A 26,167-nucleotide genomic window follows, 5' to 3' on the forward strand; every position below is an offset into this window, starting at 1 on the left:
TCTCCTCCTCTCAAAGCGCTTTGGGAGACGTTGCGCCAGAGATACGCTGAACGCAAGATGCCGTACGCGGATGGGGTGCAATTTCACCAGTCCACCGTTATAGCTGAGCGCACACATCGGGGCAGTGGTTATGTCAAAGCAAATGATTCCAGCGTGGGTAGATGGCGGTCTTACTCCCGTTGAAAAGCTAGAGGTCCACCAAAAGGGCCTGAAACATAAGGCCGTCAGCGTCTTTTTGATGCAAGGCGAGCGTGTGCTCATCCAGCAGCGCGCGCTAGAGAAATACCATACACCGGGGATGTGGGCGAACACCTGCTGCACCCATCCGCTGTGGAATGAGACCGACGACCACTGCGCCACGCGCCGCTTAGCACAAGAGCTAGGCATCACCGGTATTCCCCTGACCTACCGCGACACGATTGAATACCGCGCCGACGTTGGCGATGCGTTGATTGAACATGAGGTTGTCGCTATTTTCACAGGTCAGACGCCCGCGGGTCTGACGTTCACCCCCAACCCAGAGGAGGTCATGGGGACGCGGTGGGTTAGTTTTGATGATCTTGCGACGGATATGGCCCGCACCCCTGAAAACTATACTCCGTGGCTGCACATCTATCTTCGTGACCACGCTGCGACGATTTTGGGCGGCGAGCGCTAAGGGGTTTTCGTCCAGCCCAATCCGGTGTTTATGGGCTATATAAGAAGGAATGCATCATGTCGCTTTGGGTTTTTGGATACGGATCATTGCTCTGGAATCCCGGTTTTGTCCCGGCACAAACGGTCAAAGCCTGCTTACACGACTATCACCGCAGCTTTTGCATGCTTTCAATCCACCATCGTGGGTCCGAAGAAGAACCGGGGCTTGTGCTTGCGCTTGACGCGGCACCGGGCGGGCGCTGCACAGGGGTAGCGTTTCAGGTTAAACCCGATGAGGAAGACAAGGTTTTGGGCGAATTGCGCGCACGCGAGCTCGTGTCCTCAGCTTATTTTGAGCAGCACGTCGATTTACGCACAGATAACGGTGAAACGATCCGCGCCTTGGCCTATGTCATCGACCCCGACCACGAACAGTATTGCCAATTCGCACTTGAAAAACAGGCGCAAATGATTGCGACAGCCGTCGGTGGACGCGGGCCAAATACTGAATACCTCTACAATACCGCCGCCCATTTAGACCAAATGAATATCCGCGACACCGAAATGGCTTGGCTTGTCGCTCGCGTGCGTGCCTTGACGGCAACATGAATTCACCGCCATTATATTTTATATACGCCGCAACCAGCCGATAATGGTATGAGGCGATAGGGTAATTCAGGAATAAGGACTCCCATCTTGTCTGACAAACGGGAAGCCAAAGCGCCGCCGCAATTTTCACAGCCAATTCGGCAGATCATTTTCATGCTCGTCGTTCTTGGACTGGTTGGGGCTGGGTTTTACCTTGGGCTTAGCCAGCTGATGGCGATCTACAATTCCAACCCCTATTTGAACGCCGTGATCCTGACAGTGTTTGCGCTTGGGGTTTTGTCCTGCGTCAATCAGGTGTTTCAACTGATGAAATCAGTCGGCTGGATCGAACATTTCGCCAAGGAGACGGGCGGACACAACTTTACGAAAGCGCCGTCATTGCTTGCGCCTTTGGCGACATTGCTGCGGTCGCGTGGGGCGCGCACGCAAGTATCATCCAGCTCAGGACGCTCTATCCTTGATTCCGTCGCGCAGCGGATAGACGAAGACCGTGAAATCACCCGCTATATCGGGAATGTACTGATCTTTCTTGGTCTTTTGGGGACATTCTATGGGCTAGCGACAACCGTTCCAGCCTTGGTCGATACCATCAGGTCACTTAATCCCGGAGAAGGCGAAAGCGGCGCTGACATTTTTAACCGTCTGCAAGCCGGGCTTGAGGCACAATTAGGCGGCATGGGCACCGCATTTTCCAGCTCCCTTTTAGGTCTTGCTGGATCATTGATTGTCGGGTTGCTTGAACTGTTTGCTGGCCACGGACAAAACCGGTTTTATCGCGAACTCGAAGAATGGCTATCGACCATCACCCGCGTCGGTATCGACGGTGAAGAAGGCGGCGGTATTGGTGGGCTCGATGCATTTGCTGATCAACTGAGCGAATTGATGGACACAATGCAAATGACCATCGGTCAGAACGACGCGGATCGCGAACAAACTGATCAACGCTTTGCCAAGCTTGCTGCCGCAGTTGAACAGCTTGCACACATCACGACGGCCAGCAGCAATAACAACGTCTTTGAACGGATCGCAGAAGGCCAAGAAAAGCTGATCAAAAAACTTGATGATAGCGGCATGGAGGGCATCGACGCCGAAAGCCGCATGCGTCTGCGGTCGATCGACGTGCAAATGTTGCGCATCCTCGAAGAAATGTCCGCTGGACGCCAAGAAGCGATCGGCGATCTACGTATGGATCTGGCCAATCTGGCCAGTGCGATCCGGGAACGGGGCTAACCCATGGCGCTGAGCCGCAGAAAATCCAACCGTTTCCAAAACGCCATCTGGCCGGGCTTTGTTGACGCGATGACTGGGCTCTTGCTGGTGTTGATGTTCGTACTGACCATTTTCATGGTGATCCAATTTGTGCTGCGCCAAACGATTACCGGCCAAGAAAGCGAACTTGAAGCGCTCAACATTGAGGTCGCGGCGCTGGCCAGCACCCTTGGGCTCGCGCAAGATCGCAACACTGCATTGTCAGCCGATCTTGATGCCGCCAACGCTGAAGCCACCCGACAAGCCAATCGGATTGTATCGCTTTTAGCCGACCGGGACGCACAGGACGCGGCTTTAGCGCAAGCGCAAACCGACATCACAGCGTTCGAAGCGCAAGTTGCGGGGCTGTTATCGGACCGAGAGGCCGCGCTTGTAAATATTACCGCGCTCGAGGCTGAGAAATCACAACTATTGACCGATCAGGCCGCGTTAATATCACAACAAGAGGCACTGAACCTCGCGTTGGCCCAAGCCCGCGAAGAAATCGACAGTGGTACCGAAGCAGCGCGCCTTGCCGCCGCGCGCCGCGAAGCACTTGAATCAATGGTTGCTGATCTGGAATCCGTGGCATCAGAACAGGCAGCGGAACTATCAGATCTAGAAATCGCACAGCTAGCCGATGCCGCCGCCGCTCAGGCTCTGCGCGAACGGCTCGCCAACGCCGACACCGAATTGACGGCGATGACACTGAACCTAGAACAACAACGCCGCGAAGCCGAAGAAACGCTGACGTTACTGGCCGCTGCCCGCGCCGCGCAATCTGAATTGGACGCGCTACGCAATCAAGCGGCAGGGGAAAACGACGCGTTGCAACGCGAATTGGCCGAAGCACGCGCCGCATTGGCTCAGGTGCAAGGCGATCAGGATGTGCAAACGTCAGAGGCCGCACGCCAAGCCGAGCTTCTTGCCATGGCAAACGACGCCCTTGCCGCTGAAGAAGCGCTTTCCGCAGAAAGCCAGCGCCAAGTCGCATTGATGAACGAACAGATCGCAGAAATGCGTGCGCAAGTCGCCAACTTGCAAAGCCTGCTCAACCTTGCGGAAGAATCCGACCGCGAGGCGCAGGTCCAGATCGAAACGCTTGGGTCACAGCTAAATACCGCGTTGGCGCGTGTCGTCTCCGAAGAACGCCAGCGCCGCGCCCTCGAAGAGGCCGAACGCGTCCGGCTTGAAGCCGAAGCAGCGCGGCTCGCTGAAGAGGCCGAGCGTCTGCAGGCCGAAGCGCAGAACCTCGAACAGTTTAAATCCGATTTCTTTGGCGAACTGCGCCAAATCCTTGAAGGGCAAGACCGCGTGCGGATCGAAGGCGACCGGTTTGTGTTTTCTTCTGAAGTTCTTTTTGAACCCGGCAGTGCGCGGCTATCTGCGCTGGGCGAGGCTGAAATCGCAAATATCGCGGGCATCTTGCGTAGCATCGCCGATGATATTCCCGCTGGCATTGATTGGGTCATCCGCGTTGACGGGCATACCGACAACATCCCCGTGAGCGGCGGTGGTCGCTACCGTGACAATTGGGAACTCAGCCAAGCACGCGCACTTTCTGTGGTGCGCTTTATGTCAGAGGATTTGGATATCGACCCGCGCCGATTGGCGGCCAATGGGTTTGGTGAGTTCCAGCCCATCAACCCCGAAGACACGCCCGAAGCACGCGCGCAGAACCGGCGGATTGAGCTCAAGCTTACTGAACGTTAAAGCGACACAAGCCCTTGCATAGCAAGGGTATTTGATGCTTGGATTGCGCAGTCCATTTGCGCAGGGCAAGCATCATGACAGACCTATCAACCGATACCCTATCTTCAGTTCAACGACTGCATAGTAGTCCCGACTGGCTATATCTGCTGCGCGAGATTGACGCGCTTTACCGGTTTGGCTCCGACGGCGGCAGTGGCCCCATTCGTAGCCACCGCAAACGTGTCCGCGATCGGCTTTCAGCGGCCATGACGCAGAACCCTGAATTACGTCACCGCTCTGCGTTAACAAAGCCAGTGACAGCCCATTTCCCACGCGCATTGGATTTAGGGGAACGCAGCACGATGCAGGGGCTTGCCCGCGCGTTGCGTGAAGTCAAAGACGCGCTGACGTGGGAATACGGCTATGAAAAAGTCACAAAATCCCTGAGCCAAAAATACGCATACTGCGAAATCCTTGGGCCCCAAGGCCCTGTGCAATGCGATACGCTTATTTTGGGGTTCGTCTTATTCGCGCCCAACACGACTTATCCACAGCACAGCCATCAAGACATCGAAGAAAGCTATGTGTCGGTGGCTGGCGCTTGGTCAGAAAACAATAGTGCGGTCTATGCGCCGGGGTCGCTCATTTACAATCGCGCGGGCGACGAGCACCGCATTACCACAGGCGACCGCGATCCATGCCTATTAGCCTACGCCTGGGTTGGCCCTGCAGAACGTCTTGCAGCTCCGCAAATGAAGCTTACAGCCCCGCGCAAGGCAAAGTAGGTGCCAAAGAAAATGCCCGCCAAATTGGCGGGCATGTCTTAGGTTATTCGGCCGTCAGCAGCGGAGGTTTATCGCCACCATCGGTGAGCTTACCCTGTTCAGGTGCTTCGTAGCGCAGCACAAGCTCGCCTTTTTTCACGCCAACTTTCACGATCCCGCCTTTGACCAGTTTGCCAAACAACAATTCTTCGGCCAGCGGTTTTTTGATGTGCTCTTGGATCACACGGCCAAGTGGTCGTGCGCCCATTTTGGCGTCATAACCTTTGTCCGCCAGCCATTCTGCAGCCGCTGGTGACAGTTCAATATGCACATTGCGATCGATCAATTGTGCCTCGAGCTGGAGCACGAATTTTTCGACGACCTGCATGATCACAGGTTTTGGCAACGCGCCAAAGCTGATGATTGCGTCCAAACGGTTACGGAATTCAGGCGTAAACGCCCGTTCAATCGCGGCTGTGTCTTCGCCTTCGCGCGATTCACGACCAAAGCCCAGCGCGTTTTTCGACATTTCAGCAGCGCCCGCATTGGAGGTCATGATCAAGATCACATTACGGAAATCAGTCGTGCGCCCGTTGTGATCCGTCAGTTTCCCGTGGTCCATAACCTGCAGCAAGATATTATAAACATCTGGGTGCGCTTTTTCCATTTCATCTAGCAAAAGCACACAATGCGGATTTTGATCCACGCCGTCAGTCAGCATGCCACCTTGGTCAAACCCAACATAGCCCGGAGGCGCACCAATCAGACGCGATACGGCGTGTTTTTCCATATATTCGGACATATCAAACCGCAGCAATTCAACACCCAGCGTGTCAGCCAATTGTTTCGCAACCTCGGTTTTACCGACGCCTGTTGGCCCTGCAAACAGATAGTTGCCGATGGGTTTTTCAGGTTCACGCAGACCGGCGCGCGCCAGTTTGATCGCGGATGACAAAGCCTCAATCGCCGTATCTTGGCCAAAGACCACGCGTTTCAGTGATTTCTCAAGGTCTTTAAGAACCTCTGCATCATCCTTCGATACATTTTTGGCTGGGATACGCGCGATTTTCGCGATGACGGCCTCAATATCCTTGGCGCCGATGGTTTTGCGGCGTTTCGATTCAGACAGCAAATGCTGGGCCGCGCCCGCCTCGTCGATCACATCAATCGCTTTGTCGGGCAACTTGCGGTCGTTGATATAGCGCGCAGAAAGCTCCACCGCGGTTTTGATCGCATCTGCCGTATATTTAATGCTGTGGTGTTCTTCGAAATAAGGTTTGAGCCCCTGCAAGATTTTCACCGCATCTGGCACCGATGGTTCGGTCACATCAATCTTTTGGAACCGACGTGCAAGCGCGCGGTCTTTCTCAAAATGCTGACGGAATTCTTTATAAGTCGTCGATCCCATGCAGCGCAATTTCCCGCCCTGCAAAGCAGGTTTCAACAGATTCGACGCATCCATCGCACCACCTGACGTCGCACCAGCGCCGATGATCGTGTGGATTTCATCAATAAAGAGCACCGCATCAGGGTGATCTTCAAGTTCCGTCATCACGGCCTTAAGCCGCTCTTCGAAATCGCCGCGGTAACGTGTGCCCGCCAAAAGCGCGCCCATATCAAGTGAATAGATCGTGGCTTCGGCCAAGACGTCTGGCACTTCTTTATTCACGATCTTATGCGCAAGACCTTCAGCAATTGCCGTTTTCCCAACGCCGGGATCGCCCACAAGCAGCGGGTTATTTTTGCGACGGCGGCAGAGCACTTGAATGCAGCGTTCCACCTCGTGATTGCGACCAATCAACGGATCAACGTCCCCTTTAGTCGATTTGGCATTTAGATCGACGCAGTATTTTGCCAGCGCACTCTCTTTTGCCTCGCCTTCGCCCGCCGAGATGGTTTCACCTTCGTCAGGGGACCCCGATACCGGGCGTTGTTCGCCAAATGCAGGGTCTTTGGCCACTCCATGCGCGATGAAATTCACCGCGTCATAGCGGGTCATTTCCTGTTCCTGAAGAAAATAGGCGGCGTTGCTTTCGCGTTCCGCAAAGATCGCGACCAGCACATTTGCACCAGTCACTTCGCTGCGGCCGGATGACTGCACATGGATTGCCGCGCGTTGGATAACGCGTTGGAATGCGGCTGTTGGCACCGCTTCGGAGCCTTCCACATCGGTGATCAGCGTCGATAGATCATCATCAATGAAATCTTCTAAATCTTTGCGCAAATCATCAAGGTTCACCGAACACGCGCGCATCACGCGCGCCGCGTCGGGTTCATCAATCAACGAGAGCAAAAGATGCTCTAGCGTGGCAAGTTCATGCTTGCGATCATTGGCAAGGGCCAAGGCCCCATGAATGGCTTGCTCGAGTGTCGTTGAAAATGATGGCACGTGTGTGCTCCTTCATATCGGGGTCAGCGGGTGCCGTGGCACCAACCAACGTGGCCTCTTATCCTTAAGGTTTGGTTTTATGACGGAACCTTCAAGGACTTTTTTTAAATTTGGCTTCACAAAACGCGTGAAACCTCATTTTTTATGCGATTTTCAGCAGGTACGCTTTCGATCACCGGTCAAAACTTGTCTTTTTGCGCGCGAATATAGGCAAAAACATCCGCGTCGCTTGCAGAATCCATCCCCAAAACAGCCCTAAGCGCCGGGTCATCAGCGCGCAAAAACGGGTTTGTCCGCTTTTCATCGCCTAATAGGGACGGAACTGTAGACTCTTTTGCCGCACGCGCAGCAGTAATTTGCATCCCTCTTGAGATAAGCGCCGTGTTCTCAGGATCAAGGGCCAGCGCAAATCGCGCGTTCGCTTCGGTGTATTCGTGTCCCGAACATACAAGCGTATCATCAGGCAGCGCGCGCAGTTTTTGCAAGCTGTCCCACATTTGCGCGGGTGTTCCTTCGAACAGCCGCCCACAGCCAAGCGCCATCAAACTATCGGCGGTAAACGCATAGCCCGGCTCAGCCAGATATATCGCGATATGCCCCAGCGTATGCCCTGACACATCAAACACTTGCGCCTTTGTGCCGCAAAGGGTCAGATCATCGCCCTCGGCAATCGCGAGATCCAAAGCGGGCAGCCTATGCACGTCCGCCTTGGCTCCAATCACGCGCGCTGTCCCGCGCAAAGCATCAACGCCATCGATATGGTCAGGGTGGTGATGGGTCAGCACGATATCGGTCAACACCCAACCGCGCGCATCCAATGCGGCTTGAATCGGGGCAGCCTCTGGCGCGTCGATCAGCGCGGTCTCGTTTGTTTGGCTATTGTGGACAATAAACGCGTAATTATCTGAAAGGCACGGCACAGTGACCAATTCCAGCCCGGTTGACATGTTTCTCATAGCAATGTGCCTTTCTGTTGGTATGGTTCACCGTAATCTTTGCCCAAGGAACTACAACCGCAATGCATCTCGATGTCTTGAATTTGCGCCAATTCTACTACCGCAGCGCGCTTGGGCGGGCCGCGCAAAAGGTGATCCGCGATGAGTTGACGCAAATCTGGCCCGAAGCACAGGGCCAAATGGTGGTTGGGTTTGGCTTTGCCGTTCCGCTCTTACGCCCATTCCTGAAAGACGCGCGCCGGGTGATCGGGTTAATGCCAGGACCGCAAGGTGTGATGCCATGGCCACCGGGCGAAAAAAACCAAAGCGTGCTGTGCGAAGATACGCAATGGCCGATTGAAACGGGTCACGTCGATAAACTGGTGATGATGCATGGGTTGGATACCACGGAACAGCCAACCGCCCTGCTGGAAGAAGCATTTCGTGTGCTAGGGCCCGGTGGCAAAGCCGTATTCGTCGTGCCTAATCGCGCCGGGCTTTGGTCGCGGTCTGACAAAACGCCGTTTGGCTATGGGCGGCCCTATTCACTTGGTCAGCTCGAGGCGCAGTTGCGACAGCATCAGTTTGTTATGGAGCGCTCGCTCTCAACCCTGTACCAACCCCCATCAAGCGGCCGCATCTGGCGCAAATCAGCTGGACTGATTGAGCGTGCCGGTCACGCAATGCCGCTGATCGCAGCTGGCGGGGTTTTGATGATAGAGGTCAGCAAACAAAAGGCAGCTTCTCCGCCAAGCGGGTTGACCGCAACCGTGCGTCGCCCGTTAAGAGTTCTTGAAGGCATCACAAAACCTGCACCAAAGCCGGAAACAGCCCGCAAACCAGCCTAATCCAGTGCTTGCATGCGGCTGCGTTTTCGGGTCATGCACATGGGATGGATCAATTCGAAATCTTTATGACCGGCACGCCAGGGCTAGAACCTGCGCTACACGCCGAGGCCATCGCAAACGGCTTTGCCGATGCCAAACTTGTTCAGGGGGGCGTGACCATCGTGGGCGGCTGGCCGGATGTCTGGCGCGCCAATCTGAAAATGCGCGGTGCCACGCGTGTTCTGGCGCGGGTGGGATCGTTCATGGCGTTTCACCTTGCACAGCTGGATAAGCGCGCGCGCAAATTCCCTTGGGGCAATTTATTAGACCCTAAACTGCCTGTTAGGGTCGAAGTTTCGACAAGTCGTAAGTCAAAGATTTACCATGCCGGCGCCGCGACACAACGGATTGAAACAGCATTGCGCGAAAGCCATGCAATGACCATCAGCGCAGATGCGACCATCGTGATTAAGGCCCGGATCGACGACAACCGGGTGACGATCAGCGTCGATACCTCGGGTGAAAGCCTGCACAAACGTGGCCACAAAGAAGCGGTGAACAAAGCACCTATGCGTGAAACGCTCGCGGCATTGTTTTTGCGTGAATGTGGGTATGACGGGACGATGCCCGTGTTAGACCCCATGTGCGGGTCCGGCACCTTCTTAATTGAAGCCGCTGAAATCGCGCGTGGGCTTGATCCGGGGCGCACCCGCAGTTTCGCGTTTGAACAATTGGCTAGTTTTGACCCAGACCAATGGGCGCAGATGCGCGCGCAATCCCCGACAGAGACAGAGCAGCGGTTTTTCGGCAGTGATCGCGATGCAGGCGCTATTCGAATGAGCCAAGCAAATGCAAAACGCGCCGGTGTGGATGAACTGATCACCTTTCAAAACCACCCCGTCACGGATTTACAGCGCCCTGATGGGCCGCCCGGATTGATCATCTGCAACCCGCCTTACGGCGGACGGATTGGCAACCCGAAATTACTATTCGGGCTTTATGGGAGTCTTGGGAAGACATTGAAAGAACGCTTTGCGGGCTGGCGCGTTGGGATTGTCACCAGCGATGCGGGTTTAGCCAAGGCAACAGCCCTGCCCTTTAAACCCAAAGGGCCACCCGTCCCGCATGGCGGGCTTAAGGTTTGGCTGTTCCAAACTGGTCCACTTTAGCGCTGCGCTTGTAGCGTAATGATCGGGCCGCCCGCGGCCTGCGCATCTTCAGCATCATGGGTCACCATCAGCACCGGCAAAGACCGCGCTTTGGCGCGTGCAAAGACCAATGCGCGCACCTGTGCACGCAAGGCGGCATCAAGTCGCGAAAAGGGTTCATCCAACAACAACGCACAGGGCTCTGATAGCAGCATACGCATCAAGGCAACGCGCGCCTTTTGACCACCAGACAGCGTGGCCGGGTCACGGCTCTCAAACCCTGCAAGATCGACCTCGGTCAAAGCCTCAGCAATCTTATCACGCCGCGCGGTCTTGGTACCACCGGACGCAAGCCCAAATGCCAAATTCGCGCCTACAGATAGGTGTGGAAAAAGAAGATCATCTTGGAACAAGATGCCAACCCGGCGCTTATGCGCGGGTAAATCCGTGATATTATGACCGTCTAACATCACGGTCCCTTGCGCAGAAAAATCCGCAGGCAAGGTTCCTGTGATAAACGCAAGCAAGGTTGACTTCCCAACACCCGACGGCCCCATAACGGATAGGACCGCACCCGGTGCAATGTCATGTGACACCGATAACAACCGCCCTTTCTGGCTAGAAATTTCGATATTCCGCAGGAATAGACCCTTATCCATCGCGTAATCCCTTCCTGTTGCGCCACAACATCGCCGGGATCGCAAGCGCCAACGCAAAAGGCAGTAATGCCGCCCCGGTTTGCATTAGTCCATAAACCCCAATCGCCCGACGATCCGCCCCTGACGCCAGCGCGACAGCTTCGGTTGTGAGCGTCGTGACCCGGCCACCGCCAATCAACAATGTTGGTAGATATTGCCCAACTGAAACGGCTAACCCGACCGCGAGCGCTGTTAAGATCGGGCGCAACAGCATCGGCAAACGTACCCGCCACAACACCGCATCCGGGCTTGCGCCAAGCGCCGCAGCAACAGTGCCCGTGCGCACATCCCACGCCCGAAACGGGGCCGAGAGTGACAAAAACACATAGGGAAGTACAAAAACCAAATGCGCCAGCATGACAGGAAAGCGCCCGTTTTCGGCACCGATGCCCAGCATGAGCGTCTGTAGCCCTGGCAAAAATGCCGTTTGCGGTATGAGCAGCGGCAGATAGAGCAACCAAATGCCGCGCTGCGTGACCCGCAAGCCGTAGCGGTATTCTGCTTCAAGGCAACCAATGGTCAACATAAGCGCCACAATAGAAACCGTCCCAGCAATCAAGGCTGTTTCAACTAGGGCCGCAAGCGCCCCCGGCCCGTGCCGCATCCAATTACGCAGCGTAAACCCGTCAGGGAAAGCATCAGGGAACCCCCAATAACCTGCAAACGACCAAATCGTGAGAACAACCAGTCCGAGGAAGATGGCCGCAGATGAAACTCCGCCCAGAAATAGTGCACTTTGGGCTAGAATAGGGTCGCATTTACCGCGCGCTCCCCTTGCCACCCAGCCCTGCCCGAGCTTGGCGATAACGCCTTCGGCCACCCGCCAAAGGACCAATACCCCAATCACCAGCCCAAGCTGCAACAGCGCTCCCGCCGCCGCCAAAAGCCGCATATCGAGATCGGGGTCCGACATCCATTTAACGATCTGCACCGATAGTGTTGGTGGCGTGTTCGGCCCCAAAATCACGGCCACGTCGACGACTGACATCGCATATGCCAACACAACATAGACCGGCAATCTGATCTGCGCATAGACCCTTGGAAATACAGTTTTCATCCAGCCCGTGACACGTCCGTAGCCCAAGGCTTGGGCAACTTTAATACTGCTTTGGCTTTGCGCCTGACCAAGGGCGGCAATGCTGATCAAAATCAAAAACGGGATTTCTTTGACGATAAGCCCTGCCATCATCGTCAGCCCCAAAGGGTCTTGGACGATCAAGACGTCAGGCGGGCGCTCCCACCCCGTGATCGCTGGCGACACCAACCGTGCAATCCAACCTGAGGGTGCGATCAAGAAAGCCAACCCAAACGCGGCGGCCGCATGTGGGACCGAGAGAAGCGGCGAAAGTAGCCGCTCGAGCGTCCGAAATGCGCGTGTGCCTGACCATCCAGCCAGCAATAACATCACCACGCAAAGCGAGATAACCGTCGCGCCAACCCCGGTTGTGATGGATAACAATGCCGCGCGCGGCAGGCCGGGCCAATCCAACACCGCGTGAAACGGATATAGCGACGGCCCCGTTAATCCAGCCGCAGGCAAATGCCCAAAGGCAGGAAGCAACGCGCCCCATAGCCCAGCAGCAACCGGGCCAAGCATCAGCAAAAGCGTCAATGCGGGAAGAACTGGCAAAACGGGACGCCGCATTAGGTCACACGCCCCGCATTCATGTTATTGTGCAACACCGTACCGCAGCGCCCAATCATCCGCGACGCGTGTCATCCAGCTTGGGTGTGGCTCTGCTTGAATAGAGCCTAATTCAGCAGGTGTGAGGGTCGCGACACCCAGCTCTAACCCGTCAAATACGGCACGGTCTTCTTCGGTCAATGCTTCCATATTTAGCACCGTACCATAGCCTAGTATCGCTGGGTCTTGGGCACGGGCTTGGGCCTCTGGGGACATCAGGAAATCTGCAACGATCATTGCGCCTTCTTTAGACCCTGAATTATAGGGAATCGCGACAAAGGACGCGTTACCAATTGTGCCATTGTCCAACACAAATGTGCGCACGCTATCGGGCAGTTCATAGTTCGCAATCGCGGTTGAGGCCGCACCGGGGCTGAACGAGATTGAAAGGTCAATTTCCCCATCGGCAATCAGCGGGAACATGGCCGTGCCCGTCGCAGGATAGGCTTTGCCTTCACGCCACAGATGCGGAGTTAATGCATCCAGATATGCCCAAAGCGGGGCTGTCACCGCATCGTAGTTTTCATCTGTTGCACGCACTTGCAACACGCTTGGGTCTTCTAAGATGTCGACCAATACCTGTTTTAGAAACGTCGTGCCCAAGAAATCTGGCGGCTGCGGATAGCTAAAACGACCGGGGTTGTCCTGCGCCCATGCGAGCAAGGCCTGCATTGATCCAAGAGTTTCGGGCATGTTTGCCCTGTCATGCACGAAAACGACCTGCGCCATGGCCCACGGGCTTTCAAACCCATCGGTTGGCACTGTGAAATCTGTTTGTACGGTCTTACCATCAACATCGACGAGCGCCCAGTTTGGCAGGCTTTCGGCATAAGGACCAAACAACAGGTCGGCCTCTTTCATCGCCGCAAAGTTCGACCCGTTAATCCAGATCATATCAATCGCGCCATCATCATCTTCGCCGGCCTGCTTTTCAGACAAAACACGGGTCACCGCATCGGCGGTATCCGTCAGCTTTACATGCTCAAGTGTGACCCCGTATTCAGCCTCAACCCGATCACCGACCCATGCGATGAATTCGTTGGTGGTGGTGGATCCGCCCCATGCGTTCCAGTAAACGGTTTGTCCATCGGCGGCTGCAATCACGGCATCCCAATCCGTTGGGTCAACATCGGCAAGTGCGGGTAGCGGTGCCAAAAGCGCTGCCAGAACAGAGAGATATTTCATCAAGACGTATCCTTTATACTGTGTAAATCTTTTGCGCGGCATAGATCCGCAAGCCCGCAGTCGCAAAACACAGCGCGCCAAATACCCACGACAGCAGGGCAAAATAGTGAGGAAAAAGACAAAGCAGCACAAAAAATACGATGGTTTCTGTGCCTTCTAGAATGCCATTGGAATAATAGAGCGACTTTTGTCCCTGCTTATCTGTTTTCATCCCATGTTTTTCGGCCAAGATTGCATAGCCCAGAAAGCTCGCGCCATTGAAGTAAAACGCCGTCAGCAAAAATGCCCCCGCCGCGCCATTGGCGATAGGTGACAACCACACAAAGCCCATGGGAATGGCCCCATAAAATAAAAAGTCGGCCGTGATATCGAGATAGCCACCGAAATCAGTCTTCTTCGTTGCTCTTGCCACTGCGCCATCCAGCCCATCGGCCAAGCGGCTTGCAAGTAGCGGGATAAGCGCCAACATTGGCGCGCCAAGCGCAATGACAAGCGCTGCCAACAGCCCTAGCCCTAAACCGATCAACGTCACACTATTCGCAGTCATGCCTTTCGCAGCGATACCGCGACCCAGCCTGTTCAACGGCGGGTTAATTATTTGGCGTGCATAGCGGTCGAGCATTGTTCTATCCCTTAAGTCCACATCTTGTCGCCGATGCAGCCAAGCGGTGCAATCAGGCTGACACGAATGTGAGACAATCACCGCTTTTTGACACATTAGCCGGTTGCGATGCGCGGACGTCCAGATGCGGTGACCCGAAAAACGGCTTCTATGAACATGTGTTTGTCCGCTATTTTGGCTTGCTTTATATCGCGATCCACGCTGATCCGAGGGGTATCCACACCGGCGGCTTGGGCCTTGGCCGTAACATGTGCAGATAGGCATGTTTCAAGTACGGCCAATCCGACCTCTTGATTATCAAAGTGCTGCGGCCCGTCGGGAAGATGGGCCGTGAAACCGCCGTTGTCAGACGCAACCAATGATCCAGTCACCGAAACCCGCACCTGCCCAACGACGGCCCCGATCGCATTGGCCACTTCCCCATGTTTGGGCAAAATCATCTGCGCGCCAAGCCGATCACCGACTGCGCCGTAATATGTCGCAGCCGACGCTCCAAGCCCAACAACAGGCACGCCAAGGCGCAACTGCATCTGCAAAATTCCCTGATGCCTGTTGAGCCCCGCGCGCGTGAGCGCATGCTGGGTCAGCGCGGCTGGATCATCCGCAAAACCATCCTGGGCAAAGCTGGCTTGCAATAAACAGTCAACGGTTTGCGCAACCAATTGGTCGACAATCATCTGCCCCAGCATCGCGGGGTCAGCAGCTATACGCTGCCCGCTGCCATTGCGGCGACGCGCAAACAAAGTCGCAGCCTTGACTGCCGCAGACTTGTCCCAATTCTGCGCGAGATCCAATACATGTGCCGCATCCGAGGGGGTAAGCCCCGCGAGGATCACAAAGCCACGTTTGATCATACGCCCAAGCGCCGGGTTCTCATTACGTGTCTGAACGGCTTCGCCTAATCGCAACGGTCCCGCCGCTAACCGCTGGGCAATCGTTGTTTCGCGCGCATCCAACCCTTGCGGCATCGTTTCCCACACGGGAATGACAAGTTGTCCACCATCCGCAGGCGGAACATCATGTGCCAACGCCCGATCTAAGGCTGCATGAACCAATTCCGGAAACTGCACAGCCGCCAATGACAACGGCATTAATCGGCGCGGGCCCAAATATATTCCGCCATTCAGGCCGTCAATTATATGGACCTCGCTATCACCGCCCAAGCCCGTCGTGCGCATTGCAACGGCTTCGACCATGGTGCGGAACGGACCGACGCGCGCGCCTTGCGGATCAATTTGTGGGCGTCCATCTAGGAGCAGGCAAACATCTGTTGTGGTGCCGCCAATATCGCTGACCAGCGCGTTGTTTTCTCCAGTCAACCAACTTGCACCCGCAACCGACGCCGCTGGACCGCTTAAGATGGTTTCAATCGGTTTTTCGCGCGCCACATCTGCGGAAATCAGTGCCCCATCCCCGCGCACGACCATCAGCCGCGCATCAATACTACGCGCGCGCAGATGCGCTTCGCACGATGAAATCAGCCCATCAATAAGCCCAATCAGACGGGCATTTAACACTGCGGTCAATGCGCGTTTTGGACCACCCAACCCCTGTGACAGTTCGTGCGAGCACGTAACCGGCTTGCCGGAAAACCCGCGAATGGCGTCGCGGACCGCGATTTCATGCGCAGGATTGCGGGTTGCGAAACTTGCAGCGACTGCAAATGCGGTTACTCCGGGATCAAGCCCATCTAACGCTGTATTCAATGCAACCAAGTCAAGCGGAACTATTTCAACACCGCCGTGGTTATGGCCACCGTTTAACGCAATGACCGGATCACCACCCATTGCGTCATTCAACCCCGCACGCCGTAAATCGGCGTCATCAAACCCGATCGCGATCAAGGCAACACTGCCGCCGTGGCCTTCGACCAATGCGTTGGTGGCTAATGTTGTCGACAGGGAAACCATCGCAATGTCTGATGGGGTCACGTGCGCATCTGCAAGCACCCTATCAATTGCGGCTCCGACACCAATGGACAAATCGGGGCGTGTCGTCAGCGCCTTTGCGGTTGCCTGAACGGTGTCTGATGCCTCGTGCAAGACGACGGCATCTGTATAGGTCCCACCGGTATCAACCCCTAAAAGATATGCCATCGCCCTAGGCTACCGCAGAATTTCAAACAGCATCTGTTCGTCGTTTGACAGGGGAACTGGGCGCAACCAATCCACCGTTTCACCCATCGCTAAGCCGCGCACAAATGTGCTTTTGTAAGAATAGCCGCGACATAAAAGTAGATGGGTCGCCGACGTTTTTTGCGTATAGGCTTTCATCTCTTCTGCCTCCATTTGGAAGGGAACAATCCCATTCATAAAGGCGGCAGTGCTGCGATGATAAGGGGCAGAAATCGCCGCGTGATGCGTCGCCCACATCAAGGAGGTGCCATAATTGACATGCGATAGAACGACTGCCGGGGGAACATCGTTTAACACATTCAGGGATGTATATCTGCGACAATTGTCCTGTGTAGTGGCAGTCGTGCTGTTGCTAGACGGAAGGAGAGGCCACAATCCGCGAACAACCGTCACCGGCGACACAATCAATATGGCAATAACCAGTGCCAGCAATCCGTCCTTCAGGTCGCGGGTTGCGAAATAGCTGCGTCCGTATTGCGCAATCACCGCGCCGCCAATCATCGGCACCACGCTGGCCGCGATAATGACGGTCCGCATCTGCAAAAGCATCATCGGCAGCCCGATCAGACATAAAATCAGCAGCATAGCCAACGGCTTACCGATAGGATCGCGACGCGTTTGCACCCAAAGCATTCCGCCAAAAATCAACGCTGCAAAAATCGGGAGCACAAAGACCAGCGAAATCGCAGGTTTTGAAATAGCGTAAACGATCCCCGGTTTTGCCTCAGCAATTTGCGTGCTAATCAATTCCTGAAGCTCTGGTGGAATCTGCGCGTAGGGCCCCGCAAGACAATGCGCCAGCAGGGGCCATGCAAGCGCAAGCCCGCCCGCCGTGACAACCATCGCGACGCCAAGGCTGCGGATCGGTCGGACTTGCGCCCCAGCGACAGCGACGGAAAGAAGGCTTGCCGCCATCGCGATTGCCACTAGGCTCAACGTTGGTGGGGCCAGTTGATCACACATCAAATCCATGCGGATATCGGGCCCGGTTTGACCCAGCCAGAACAGGGTGCTTCCCGCCCCAAGCGACAGACAAAACGCGATCAACATATGCCGGGTCTGGCGAGTGGCCGCAAATGCAGCATGCACCAAAAGAACCATCCCGACGCCCACAATAAACACAAGGCTTTCAAGTCCAACGGCCAGCGAAAACGCACCCGCAAACCCACCGATTATACCGGCCGCAATCGGGCGGCTGGGCCAAATCACGGCAAAGGCCATGATCACCATCATCAGAAACTGAACGTTGTGATGATCGAGGTTGCCCGCGCTAGAATGTAAATCAGCTGTCAACGGCCAGATCACCGTGCACAACATCGCGAAACAGGCCGCAGCGACGCCAAAAACCCGCCGTGTGCCAAACCCGATGATCATCAATGTGAAAACCATGATCAGCGTCGGCCAAGCTGTCACGGCAATTAGCTCGGCTGTCTCGGGGCTAAAGAACCATGACATGGGCACGATAATGGCTGCAATTCCTGCATCAATGTAGCGCGACCAATGCAGTGACACACCTTCTGGCGGGATCAATCGGTATTGCCGGACGTCAAACCAACCTTGCCCACCAAGCCAGTCACGCACGGACAGCAGCCGCATAATGTCATCATTGCCTTTGGTCCCAAAATCTTCGCGCAGCGTCATCCCATCAACTGCGGCTTTACCGATAACCAGCGCCAAGGTCGCCAGACCCACAAGTAAAAAGGCGTTGTCACGCAGAACACGCAAGACGGGATTGTTCTTCATAGCGGCATCCTTTGTTGATTTGGCGCAGAGCCTATCATCTTAATCAATGTCACGAAACGCGATCTGGCGCGCGCCCCAAAAGTTGAGAAACATGCCCACAAGCGACCCCGCCATGAAAGCAATGACGATCATTTGCGCGCCCGTGCCAAATGTTCGAATTACGCTTGTATAGACACAGTAATTGGTCGCCACCCCCACCAATTGTACTGCCAGGTAGCGGTTGAACTGTCGGCGTTTTCCGGGCTTTCCGGCGCTTGCAAATGTCCACACACGGTTCAGGCTCCATGTGACGACAACAGCCGCGGGGAACGATAGCGCCCGCGCGATATATGGGTTCAGCTCGGCTGATAAGAAAATCCACAGCGCGCCGCCGTCGACGACAAAGCCTACCGCGCCAACGACTCCAAAACGCATGATTTGCCCAACAAGCCCCGTGCGCATCGCGATCTAGCCGTCACGCGGCGCTGGATGGTATAGATAGGCAAGGCGCTTCATCTCGCGGCGGCCACGGGTGACAGTATCCAAAATCAAGCCCGCCATGAATGACAGGGTTGCGATGATCATGATCGCAGAGGCCAAAATTGCCGAAGGAATACGTGGCACCAACCCGGTTGCAAAGAATTCGGTTAGGATCGGGTAACCGATGATCACGGACAAAAGTGCCAAAAGAACGGCAATACCACCAAAAAACGGCAAAGGCCGTTCTTCTTTGACCAATGAAACAATCACCCGTAAAATGCGCACCCCGTCACGAATTGTGTTCAATTTACTATCGGAGCCCGGCAAGCGGTCGATATAGACCGTGTCGTGATCTGCGATGGGCATCCGCAGTTCTAGCGCGTGCACGGTCAGCTCTGTTTCAATCTCGAACCCATGCGAAAGCGCCGGGAAGCTCTTGACAAAACGACGCGAAAAAATTCGGTATCCGGTCAGCATGTCGCTGGTACGACGGCCAAAAATCGTGGCAACCAAACCGGTCAGCATCCAGTTTCCAAGGCGATGGCCGGGGCGGTAGGCCTCTTGAATTTCAGTCACACGGCATCCGCTGACCATATCAAGCGATTCCTCTTTGAGCTTAGTGATCATATCGCGGGCTGCGCCTGCTTCGTAGGTGTTGTCGCCATCGACCAACACGTAAATATCCGCGTCTATATCGGCAAACATCCGGCGCACGACATTGCCTTTGCCCTGTTGCGGCTCTGACCGTACAATCGCACCCGCGGCCTTGGCCACGGCGGCCGTGTCATCCGATGAGTTGTTGTCATAGACGTAGATATCCGCGTCCGGCAACGCCTTTTTGAAGTCCGCTACGACAAGGCCAATTGGCTTGGCCTCATTATAGCAGGGGATCAGAACTACGACTTTTTCATCGGATTGAGGCACGTGATCAGCCCATCATTAGGTACACATTGAACTGCTTTATAAATGAGCAATCAAAACCTTAACAGTGATAAGTTCATGCTGCCATTCGTAGGTAGGAATGGGTGACAAAGGTGCCGCAGTCTAAACCGCGATATTGTCGATCAATCGCACCCCAGCCAACCACGCAGCGGCAAACAACCGTGCGCCGGGTTGGGTCTTGTTCAACAGCCCAAGATCAGTGCCATCGCGCAGTTCCAGATAGTCGATATCATTAAACCCTGCGGCAAAGATGCGTGCACGTGCTTCTGCACCGACCTCTGTCATTGCGGCGCCTGCAAGCAACTGATCACGCAAATCCTCCATCACCTCGGCAAGGATCGGGGCAAATACGCGTGAGCGATCCGACAACAACAGGTTGCGCGACGACATCGCGAGCCCGTCTTCTTCGCGGATGGTTGGGCAGCCGACGACCTCAATCGGGATATCCAAATCTTTGGCCAAACGGCGCACGATCTGCAGTTGTTGGTAGTCTTTTTCGCCAAAAAACGCTTTGTCCGCGCTTGATTGCAAGAACAGCTTGGGAACGACAGTTGCGACACCGTCAAAATGACCCGGGCGGGTCGCGCCGCACAGCATATCGGTCAATCGAGACACGGTGACCGTCGTCGCAAACCCGTCAGGATAAATCTGATCCGCGTCAGGCACATAGATCAAATCTACACCCGTAGATTCCAGTTTGCGCGCATCGTCATGTTCCGTGCGTGGGTAGTTTTCTAGATCATCTGGGTTGTTGAACTGCTTAGGGTTCACGAAAATCGTCACGATCACCCTGTCGCAGGTTTTGCGCGCAGCACGCGCCAGCGACAAATGCCCCTGATGCAATGCGCCCATGGTTGGCACAACACCGATAGATTCGCCAGCTTTGCGCCAAACAGCTGTTTGCACGCGCAAAGCGTTCAGGGTCCGTTCAATCGGTGCGATCATGTCTTGGGGGCCTTGTCTGCAAAAATATGCTCGGGTGCAGGAAAGCTACGCGCGCGAACTTCATCTGCATAGGCCGCGATCGCTTTCTCTGCATCATCGCCAAGATGCGCGTAGCGTTTCACGAACTTCGCTTTAAACGCGGTGAATAGGCCAAGCATGTCATCAACCACCAAGATTTGGCCGTCACATCCCGCGCTTGCGCCGATCCCGATGGTCGGGATTTCAATCGTCTCGGTGATTTCATTTGCAAGGTTTTCAGGCACTTTTTCGAGCACCACAGCAAAGGCACCCGCATCAGCGACGGCTTGGGCATCAGCGATCAGGGCGCTCGCACCGTCATTTCCACGGCCTTGAACCTTGTAACCACCCAGCGTGTTCACCGACTGCGGCGTTAGCCCGACATGCGCCATCACTGGGATGCCCCGTGCGACAAGAAACGCGATGGTTTCGGCCATTGCGACGCCACCTTCAAGCTTCACCGCGCCCGCACTTGTTTCACGCATCAAACGCGCGGCGTTGCGAAATGCTTGCTGAGGGCTTTCTTCATACGACCCGAACGGCATATCGATCACCATCATCGCGCTATTCAGCCCGCGCGCAACGGCCTGCCCATGCATGATCATCATTTCCATCGTTACGCCAAGCGTTGACGGCAGCCCATGCAAGACCATCCCAACGCTGTCGCCCACCAAAACAAAGTCGCAATGATCATCCATCATCTGCGCCATTGGCGTGGTGTATGCAGTCAGGCTGACCAAAGGCGTGCCGCCCTTTGCCGCCAGAATATCAACGGGCAAAGGGGCTCGTTTTTTTGCGGTTGCGCTCATCTGGTCCTCCACCGGATACGAAAGTTAACCGCCGTTACCAGCAAAACCACGCGCTTTCCAGCATCTAGCGATGCGACAAAGTTGATTTTACCTAACGTTGGGAAGAAATGCGAGAGCAGGGCAAGCAAACTTGGGGCTACAAGCCCAATGAACGCTATCATTCCAAACGATCGATGCTAATGCCTGCTACGCGGGCAAAGCGACCTTGGTTCAGTTTCGTTGTTCCTGCGAAACGGCTTACTACTCAAATGCCAATGCGTAGCAAAATTGCTGCGGCAACTGCGCAGCTAACACTAGCGAACATGAAGCTTTCAAAACTACGGCCAAAAATTAGCCCTGATTTATTGCCTGAAAACAGCATCAAGAGCCACACACCCGAACAAATCAGCGAACATAGCAAAGCAATCAATCCCAACATTTATTTTTCCTTTGGAAGCTACTGAATGTGAGTAAATTGCCGGTCGCCGCGTAACTTGCAGAATTTAGCTAAAAGAGCTTTGCAACACAATGAGCTCGAAGCGGACATGCGCTGCGATTAGCAAAGACGCCCTGATTATCGCTTTGTGTACAAAATCGTCCCAAAATTTGGTGAAAAAAACTTCCTATTTTTGAACTGCATGGGTGTGGCCCAGATCGCAAAGAAAACCCGCCCCGGATAAAATCCGCGGCGGGCGATCGTATCGCTTAGTTCAGCGCGGCATCCGTGATGACGCTTGTCCATGCACCTTCTGGCGCGGCAGAGATCACCGGATCAGAACCGCCAGCAAGCAGCGTATCAACGGTGCGCTGATAGTCAGCTGGGTCCAATGCGCCGTTTGACCCTGCGGTCAGCTTGGCGATTTCACCCATCATGCGGATTTGTGCGGCTTCGGTCTGCGCACCTGTTTCATCGTTATCAAGCACGATGCCAGCGGCTTCTTCTGGGTTTTCCTCGGCCCATTTCCAGCCTTCCATGGACGCGCGTACAAAGCGGACCATTTTGTCAACGAACACAGGATCTTCAAGGTTTTCTTCCAACGCATAGATGCCGTCTTCAAGCGTCGCAACACCCTGATCTTCATAGGTAAATGTGATCAGTTCGTCCGGGGAAACACCTGCATCAAGAACCTGACCATACTCATTGTAAGTCATTGTTGAAATACAATCAGCCTGACGCTGCAGCAGTGGGTCAACGTTAAAGCCCTGCTTAAGAACGGTGACACCGTCTTCACCGCCATCAGTGGAAATGCCTTCTTGGGCCATCCATGACAGGAACGGGTATTCGTTGCCAAAGAACCAAACGCCGATTGTTTTACCGGGGAAATCCGCAACGCTCTCAATGCCGGAATCTTTCCAGCAGGTCAGCATGAGGCCTGAAGTTTTGAACGGCTGCGCGATGTTCACAACGGGCAGACCCTTTTCACGGGCAGCCAGCGCAGAAGGCATCCAGTTCAGCATGACGTCAGCGCCGCCACCGGCCAGAACTTGGGGCGGGGCAATGTCTGGACCACCGGGCAGGATTGTCACGTCAAGCCCTTCGGCCTCGTAGAAACCTTGATCAAGTGCGACGTAATAGCCCGCAAACTGTGCCTGTGTGACCCACTGCAATTGCAGCGTCACATCATTTTCACCCGCAGTTGCCGGGCTGCCTAGGCCTGCGGCAAGCGCCGCCGCTGTCATAAGTTTTTTCATTTTGACCTCCAAGTCAGTTAGCGCCCATTTGCGGGCATCGTGTTATTTCCTTTGTGACGGGTGCCAGAACGTAACCCGCCCTTCGATCCACGCCATCAGCCCATAAAGTGAGCTGCCAGCAATCGCGGCTATGACAATTTCAGCCCAGACCATATCTAACGCAAGCTGCCCGACACTTGTTGAGATACGAAACCCCATCCCAACCGTCGGAGAGCCAAAAAATTCAGCAACAATCGCGCCAATTAGCGCTAGAGTTGTGGCAATTTTCAACCCATTAAAAATAAACGGCATTGCGGCAGGCAGTCGCAGTTTAAACAATGTCGGCCAATAGCCCGCGCCGTAAGTGCGCATCAGGTCGCGCTGCATGACGGTCGTGTCCCGCAATCCAGCAACCGTATTCACAAGAATAGGAAAAAACACCATGACGCCCACAACGGCGGCTTTGGATTCCCAATCGCTGCCCAGCCATTTCACAAAGATCGGCGCCGTGCCAACAATGGGCAGTGCGGCCATAAATCCACCCACGGGTAGAATGCCGCGCGTCAAAAAATCAGACCGGTCCGCAAGGATCGCCACCCCAAAGGCAGCGATGCCGCCGACAATGTAGCCAGTCATCGCACCTTTGATGACCGTCTGTTCAAAATCGGCCGAAAGTCGGGGGCCTTCTTGCATCAACCGTTCGCCAATGACCGAAGGCGCCGGCAGGATGACGGCCGAAATCTCAAGCATCCGTACCAGCCATTCCCACATCAACAGCAAAGTCACGCCAAAGATGACCGGCACCAAAAGCTGCACAAACCGGGTCTGCGACTGCGGCCCATTGGCCAGCCGCGTGTTGGCAAACCAACCCACGCCCCAAATGCCCAACGCACCAAGTATTCCAAGCCACATCATGCCTGCACCATCCCCATCCGACGCAAGGTCAGACGTTCTAACAAGCTAAACAACCCAACCAGAGATGCCGCAGTAATCGCGGCGGCGAATAATGCCGCCCATGTGACCAACGGCTGCCCGTATTGATCACCGACCAGCATCCGCGCGCCAAATCCTGCGCGGGCGCCTGTTGGCAGTTCGGCGACAATCGCGCCGACCAGCGCTGCTGAGATGCCAATTTTGAGTGATGTAAACAGATAGGGCACTGAGGCTGGCAAACGTAGCTTCCAAAAACCTTGCGACGCGCTGGCATGATAGGTGCGCAGCAAATCAAGCTGCATGCCATCCGGGCTACGCAGACCTTTGACCATGCCAACAACGACGGGGAAAAAGCTAAGGTATGCACTAATAATCGCTTTTGGGAACAATCCCTGAATACCAATAGACCCCAGCATCACGATGATCATCGGTGCAAGTGCCAAAATCGGAATGGTCTGGCTGGCAATGGCCCATGGCATCACGCTCATGTCCATCGCGCGATTATAGACGATCCCGACGGCCAAAAGAATACCAAGACCGGTCCCGATCCCAAATCCCAGCAAAGTCGCAGAAAGCGTGACCCAGCCGTGATAGACCAGTGACCGTTTTGATGTGATGTTTTTCAGAACAATCGTGTTCCACATCTCAACCGCGACCTGATGTGGCGATGGAAGACGCGGACGTTCTTGGACGAATGTTGCCGCGATCAGCCCCGGATTGCGTAGGGTGAGACCGAGCCCCGAGTATTCTTGACGGGCAGCGGGTGTTTCAGGTGAAACAACCAGCCCATCACGCTGCGCCTGATCCGCAGTCAAATGCATATTCATCGGTACAACGGCCAGCACCCAAAGCAACAGAATCGCGCCGACAACGGTCAGAACAGGAAGAATGGACTTCATCGGTTCCACTCCATCGTGATTTCGTCAATGCCATCATCACCCAACCAAGCATCCCCGATCTGAATAAATCCATGTCGGCGATAGAACTTATGTGCCCGATCATTTGCAGCATGGGTGTTAAGCTTGAGATAGTCGCGGTTTTCTTTGGCCCGGCTCAACAAAGCGGAGCCGGCCCCCTGCCCTGTGTTTTCAACGTAAAAACCCCCTATATGGCTTTCCGCGGGGTCAATCGACAAATACCCTTCGACAGGATCACCTAGTACATAGGCTTCGCGCATTGCGAGACCCTTGGTCAGCGCATCAACAATTGCATCCGGAGCAAGCGTGCGTGGCATCCAAGAGGTTCTATCGATCCAACCGTTCACTATGGCACCGCAGGGCGGACCATCAGCGGCAACCGCGCGCCGTATTTTTGCTTCAGTCATCCAAATGCCCCGCGCGCAGACCGTCACGCACCCGGTGCGCAATTTCGATGAATTCAGCACTATCGCGAATGTCCAAGGGACGTTCTTTCGGCAAGGGGCTTTCGATCACATCGGTGATCCGGCCCGGACGTGGGGACATCACAACGATCTTTGTCGATAGGTAAACCGCCTCGGGTATCGAATGTGTGACAAAGCCAATGGTTTTTTCAGTCCGCGCCCACAGCTGCAATAGCTGTTCGTTCAAGTGGTCACGCACGATTTCATCAAGCGCACCAAAGGGTTCATCCATCAGCAAAATATCAGCGTCAAACGCCAGCGCGCGCGCAATAGACGCGCGCTGCTGCATTCCGCCAGACAGCTGCCACGGGAATTTCTTTTCAAACCCAGCCAGATCAACCAGTTCTAGCACTCGTTCAACACGTTCGGCTTGGTCGGCTTTGCTAAAGCCCATGATCTCAAGCGGCAGGCGGATGTTTCCGCCGATTGTGCGCCAAGGATATAGCCCCGCCGCCTGAAACACATACCCATAGGCGCGTGCTTTACGGGCTTCTTCAGGGGGCATACCATTCACCGTGAGTGTACCAGCGGTCGGCGTTTCCAGCCCCGCCATACAGCGCAAAAACGTGGTTTTGCCACAGCCTGACGGGCCAATAAAACTGACGAAATCACCCTTATTGATCTCAAGGTTCACGTCCTTAAGTGCATGCACAGGCCCATCATTTGTTTTAAATGTAAGGTCGAGACCGCGTGCGGCTATGATCGGATCGTTCAT

25 protein-coding genes are annotated in these 26,167 nt (G+C 55.0%); 8 read left to right on the forward strand and 17 right to left on the reverse strand.

Features of this window, described 5'->3' with window-relative positions; genetic code table 11:
• Nucleotides 1–130 precede the first annotated feature (130 nt).
• The 5 genes from idi (at nt 131) to DS901_RS09985 (ending at nt 4,970) form a co-directional block, all read left to right on the forward strand.
• Complete coding sequence (idi, locus tag DS901_RS09965; protein WP_113776794.1) at nt 131–658, forward strand: isopentenyl-diphosphate delta-isomerase; 528 nt, start codon at nt 131–133, stop codon at nt 656–658.
• A 56-nt stretch (nt 659–714) separates the two neighbouring features.
• A complete protein-coding gene (locus tag DS901_RS09970; protein ID WP_113776795.1) occupies nt 715–1,245 on the forward strand; it encodes a gamma-glutamylcyclotransferase in 531 nt (176 codons plus the stop codon).
• A 153-nt stretch (nt 1,246–1,398) separates the two neighbouring features.
• Entirely contained in the window at nt 1,399–2,475 is a 1,077-nt protein-coding gene (locus tag DS901_RS09975) for a biopolymer transporter ExbB (RefSeq protein ID WP_113776849.1), read from the forward strand.
• Nucleotides 2,476–2,478: 3 nt separating this feature from the next.
• Nucleotides 2,479–4,206, forward strand: a complete 1,728-nt coding sequence (locus DS901_RS09980) for a peptidoglycan -binding protein (protein WP_113776796.1) — start codon at nt 2,479–2,481, stop codon at nt 4,204–4,206.
• A 74-nt stretch (nt 4,207–4,280) separates the two neighbouring features.
• Nucleotides 4,281–4,970 carry a dimethylsulfonioproprionate lyase family protein gene (locus DS901_RS09985; protein WP_113776797.1) on the forward strand — a complete coding sequence of 230 codons (690 nt, stop codon included), beginning with the start codon at nt 4,281–4,283 and terminating at the stop codon, nt 4,968–4,970.
• A gap of 43 nt (nt 4,971–5,013) precedes the next feature.
• Here DS901_RS09985 and clpA read toward each other — a convergent pair whose 3' ends face one another.
• Both clpA and gloB read right to left on the reverse strand, forming a co-directional pair.
• Nucleotides 5,014–7,338: an ATP-dependent Clp protease ATP-binding subunit ClpA gene (clpA, locus tag DS901_RS09990; protein ID WP_113776798.1), complete on the reverse strand. Its 2,325-nt coding sequence runs from the start codon at nt 7,336–7,338 to the stop codon at nt 5,014–5,016.
• Between the two features lie 179 nt (nt 7,339–7,517).
• Nucleotides 7,518–8,294, reverse strand: coding sequence for a hydroxyacylglutathione hydrolase (gene gloB / locus DS901_RS09995; protein WP_113776799.1), 777 nt, complete (start codon nt 8,292–8,294; stop codon nt 7,518–7,520).
• A gap of 62 nt (nt 8,295–8,356) precedes the next feature.
• Here gloB and DS901_RS10000 point away from each other — a divergent pair, with 62 nt between their 5' ends.
• Together DS901_RS10000 and DS901_RS10005 are read left to right on the forward strand one after the other, a co-directional pair.
• Complete coding sequence (locus tag DS901_RS10000; RefSeq protein WP_113776800.1) at nt 8,357–9,121, forward strand: methyltransferase domain-containing protein; 765 nt, start codon at nt 8,357–8,359, stop codon at nt 9,119–9,121.
• A gap of 65 nt (nt 9,122–9,186) precedes the next feature.
• A complete protein-coding gene (locus DS901_RS10005) occupies nt 9,187–10,269 on the forward strand; it encodes a THUMP domain-containing class I SAM-dependent RNA methyltransferase (protein WP_404932349.1) in 1,083 nt (360 codons plus the stop codon).
• Here the strand turns inward: DS901_RS10005 and DS901_RS10010 are convergent.
• The 10 genes from DS901_RS10010 to panB all read right to left on the reverse strand — a co-directional run bounded on the left by DS901_RS10010 (nt 10,266) and on the right by panB (nt 21,488).
• Nucleotides 10,266–10,907, reverse strand: coding sequence for an ATP-binding cassette domain-containing protein (locus tag DS901_RS10010; protein ID WP_113776802.1), 642 nt, complete (start codon nt 10,905–10,907; stop codon nt 10,266–10,268). The genes DS901_RS10005 and DS901_RS10010 overlap by 4 nt on opposite strands.
• Nucleotides 10,900–12,591 (reverse strand): ABC transporter permease, encoded by a 1,692-nt coding sequence (locus tag DS901_RS10015; RefSeq protein ID WP_113776803.1) that lies wholly within the window; start codon nt 12,589–12,591, stop codon nt 10,900–10,902. Before DS901_RS10015 ends, DS901_RS10010 begins: the two co-directional genes overlap by 8 nt.
• A 24-nt stretch (nt 12,592–12,615) precedes the next feature.
• Complete coding sequence (locus DS901_RS10020) at nt 12,616–13,815, reverse strand: ABC transporter substrate-binding protein (RefSeq protein ID WP_113776804.1); 1,200 nt, start codon at nt 13,813–13,815, stop codon at nt 12,616–12,618.
• Between the two features lie 13 nt (nt 13,816–13,828).
• Complete coding sequence (locus DS901_RS10025; protein WP_113776805.1) at nt 13,829–14,437, reverse strand: CDP-alcohol phosphatidyltransferase family protein; 609 nt, start codon at nt 14,435–14,437, stop codon at nt 13,829–13,831.
• A gap of 95 nt (nt 14,438–14,532) precedes the next feature.
• Entirely contained in the window at nt 14,533–16,533 is a 2,001-nt protein-coding gene (locus DS901_RS10030; RefSeq protein ID WP_113776806.1) for a hydantoinase/oxoprolinase N-terminal domain-containing protein, read from the reverse strand.
• A gap of 9 nt (nt 16,534–16,542) precedes the next feature.
• Nucleotides 16,543–18,315: a hypothetical protein gene (locus tag DS901_RS10035; protein WP_113776807.1), complete on the reverse strand. Its 1,773-nt coding sequence runs from the start codon at nt 18,313–18,315 to the stop codon at nt 16,543–16,545.
• A 39-nt stretch (nt 18,316–18,354) separates the two neighbouring features.
• Nucleotides 18,355–18,756, reverse strand: coding sequence for a GtrA family protein (locus tag DS901_RS10040; RefSeq protein WP_113776808.1), 402 nt, complete (start codon nt 18,754–18,756; stop codon nt 18,355–18,357).
• 6 nt (nt 18,757–18,762) lie between these two features.
• Nucleotides 18,763–19,698 (reverse strand): glycosyltransferase family 2 protein, encoded by a 936-nt coding sequence (locus DS901_RS10045; RefSeq protein WP_113776809.1) that lies wholly within the window; start codon nt 19,696–19,698, stop codon nt 18,763–18,765.
• A gap of 120 nt (nt 19,699–19,818) precedes the next feature.
• Nucleotides 19,819–20,661, reverse strand: a complete 843-nt coding sequence (gene panC, locus DS901_RS10050) for a pantoate--beta-alanine ligase (RefSeq protein ID WP_113776810.1) — start codon at nt 20,659–20,661, stop codon at nt 19,819–19,821.
• A complete protein-coding gene (gene panB / locus DS901_RS10055; RefSeq protein ID WP_113776811.1) occupies nt 20,658–21,488 on the reverse strand; it encodes a 3-methyl-2-oxobutanoate hydroxymethyltransferase in 831 nt (276 codons plus the stop codon). The genes panC and panB overlap by 4 nt, the downstream gene beginning before the upstream one ends.
• A 107-nt stretch (nt 21,489–21,595) precedes the next feature.
• Between panB and DS901_RS18575 the strand changes: the two genes are divergently transcribed.
• The gene (locus DS901_RS18575) at nt 21,596–21,931 is read left to right on the forward strand and encodes a hypothetical protein (RefSeq protein ID WP_147249900.1); all 336 of its coding nucleotides are present in this window, start codon (nt 21,596–21,598) and stop codon (nt 21,929–21,931) included.
• Between the two features lie 241 nt (nt 21,932–22,172).
• Here DS901_RS18575 and DS901_RS10060 read toward each other — a convergent pair whose 3' ends face one another.
• Genes DS901_RS10060 through DS901_RS10080 form a run of 5 tightly spaced genes read right to left on the reverse strand, consistent with a single transcriptional unit; the run spans nt 22,173 to nt 26,167 of the window.
• On the reverse strand, nt 22,173–23,159 hold the full coding sequence (locus DS901_RS10060; protein ID WP_113776812.1) for an ABC transporter substrate-binding protein: 987 nt from the start codon (nt 23,157–23,159) through the stop codon (nt 22,173–22,175).
• A gap of 42 nt (nt 23,160–23,201) precedes the next feature.
• A complete protein-coding gene (locus tag DS901_RS10065) occupies nt 23,202–24,053 on the reverse strand; it encodes an ABC transporter permease (RefSeq protein WP_113776813.1) in 852 nt (283 codons plus the stop codon).
• Nucleotides 24,050–24,970, reverse strand: coding sequence for an ABC transporter permease (locus tag DS901_RS10070; RefSeq protein ID WP_113776814.1), 921 nt, complete (start codon nt 24,968–24,970; stop codon nt 24,050–24,052). Before DS901_RS10070 ends, DS901_RS10065 begins: the two co-directional genes overlap by 4 nt.
• Nucleotides 24,967–25,395: a GNAT family N-acetyltransferase gene (locus DS901_RS10075; protein ID WP_113776815.1), complete on the reverse strand. Its 429-nt coding sequence runs from the start codon at nt 25,393–25,395 to the stop codon at nt 24,967–24,969. The genes DS901_RS10070 and DS901_RS10075 overlap by 4 nt, the downstream gene beginning before the upstream one ends.
• Nucleotides 25,388–26,167: an ABC transporter ATP-binding protein gene (locus DS901_RS10080; RefSeq protein ID WP_113776816.1), complete on the reverse strand. Its 780-nt coding sequence runs from the start codon at nt 26,165–26,167 to the stop codon at nt 25,388–25,390. The genes DS901_RS10075 and DS901_RS10080 overlap by 8 nt, the downstream gene beginning before the upstream one ends.

The organism is Loktanella sp. D2R18, assembly GCF_003318235.1.
In the GTDB taxonomy this organism is placed as follows: domain Bacteria; phylum Pseudomonadota; class Alphaproteobacteria; order Rhodobacterales; family Rhodobacteraceae; genus Yoonia.

What these genes read in the sequence shown, in the direction of transcription:
- idi (WP_113776794.1), top strand. Translation starts at nt 131, where the DNA reads ATGTCAAAGCAAATGATTCCAGCGTGGGTAGATGGCGGTCTTACTCCC.
- DS901_RS09970 (WP_113776795.1), top strand. Translation starts at nt 715, where the DNA reads ATGTCGCTTTGGGTTTTTGGATACGGATCATTGCTCTGGAATCCCGGT.
- DS901_RS09975 (WP_113776849.1), top strand. Translation starts at nt 1,399, where the DNA reads ATGCTCGTCGTTCTTGGACTGGTTGGGGCTGGGTTTTACCTTGGGCTT.
- DS901_RS09980 (WP_113776796.1), top strand. Translation starts at nt 2,479, where the DNA reads ATGGCGCTGAGCCGCAGAAAATCCAACCGTTTCCAAAACGCCATCTGG.
- DS901_RS09985 (WP_113776797.1), top strand. Translation starts at nt 4,281, where the DNA reads ATGACAGACCTATCAACCGATACCCTATCTTCAGTTCAACGACTGCAT.
- gloB (WP_113776799.1), bottom strand. Translation starts at nt 8,294, where the DNA reads ATGAGAAACATGTCAACCGGGCTGGAATTGGTCACTGTGCCGTGCCTT.
- DS901_RS10000 (WP_113776800.1), top strand. Translation starts at nt 8,357, where the DNA reads ATGCATCTCGATGTCTTGAATTTGCGCCAATTCTACTACCGCAGCGCG.
- DS901_RS10005 (WP_404932349.1), top strand. Translation starts at nt 9,187, where the DNA reads ATGACCGGCACGCCAGGGCTAGAACCTGCGCTACACGCCGAGGCCATC.
- DS901_RS10010 (WP_113776802.1), bottom strand. Translation starts at nt 10,907, where the DNA reads ATGGATAAGGGTCTATTCCTGCGGAATATCGAAATTTCTAGCCAGAAA.
- DS901_RS10015 (WP_113776803.1), bottom strand. Translation starts at nt 12,591, where the DNA reads ATGCGGCGTCCCGTTTTGCCAGTTCTTCCCGCATTGACGCTTTTGCTG.
- DS901_RS10020 (WP_113776804.1), bottom strand. Translation starts at nt 13,815, where the DNA reads ATGAAATATCTCTCTGTTCTGGCAGCGCTTTTGGCACCGCTACCCGCA.
- DS901_RS10025 (WP_113776805.1), bottom strand. Translation starts at nt 14,437, where the DNA reads ATGCTCGACCGCTATGCACGCCAAATAATTAACCCGCCGTTGAACAGG.
- DS901_RS10030 (WP_113776806.1), bottom strand. Translation starts at nt 16,533, where the DNA reads ATGGCATATCTTTTAGGGGTTGATACCGGTGGGACCTATACAGATGCC.
- DS901_RS10035 (WP_113776807.1), bottom strand. Translation starts at nt 18,315, where the DNA reads ATGAAGAACAATCCCGTCTTGCGTGTTCTGCGTGACAACGCCTTTTTA.
- DS901_RS10040 (WP_113776808.1), bottom strand. Translation starts at nt 18,756, where the DNA reads ATGCGCACGGGGCTTGTTGGGCAAATCATGCGTTTTGGAGTCGTTGGC.
- panC (WP_113776810.1), bottom strand. Translation starts at nt 20,661, where the DNA reads ATGATCGCACCGATTGAACGGACCCTGAACGCTTTGCGCGTGCAAACA.
- panB (WP_113776811.1), bottom strand. Translation starts at nt 21,488, where the DNA reads ATGAGCGCAACCGCAAAAAAACGAGCCCCTTTGCCCGTTGATATTCTG.
- DS901_RS18575 (WP_147249900.1), top strand. Translation starts at nt 21,596, where the DNA reads ATGCGAGAGCAGGGCAAGCAAACTTGGGGCTACAAGCCCAATGAACGC.
- DS901_RS10060 (WP_113776812.1), bottom strand. Translation starts at nt 23,159, where the DNA reads ATGAAAAAACTTATGACAGCGGCGGCGCTTGCCGCAGGCCTAGGCAGC.
- DS901_RS10065 (WP_113776813.1), bottom strand. Translation starts at nt 24,053, where the DNA reads ATGATGTGGCTTGGAATACTTGGTGCGTTGGGCATTTGGGGCGTGGGT.
- DS901_RS10070 (WP_113776814.1), bottom strand. Translation starts at nt 24,970, where the DNA reads ATGAAGTCCATTCTTCCTGTTCTGACCGTTGTCGGCGCGATTCTGTTG.
- DS901_RS10075 (WP_113776815.1), bottom strand. Translation starts at nt 25,395, where the DNA reads ATGACTGAAGCAAAAATACGGCGCGCGGTTGCCGCTGATGGTCCGCCC.
- DS901_RS10080 (WP_113776816.1), bottom strand. Translation starts at nt 26,167, where the DNA reads ATGAACGATCCGATCATAGCCGCACGCGGTCTCGACCTTACATTTAAA.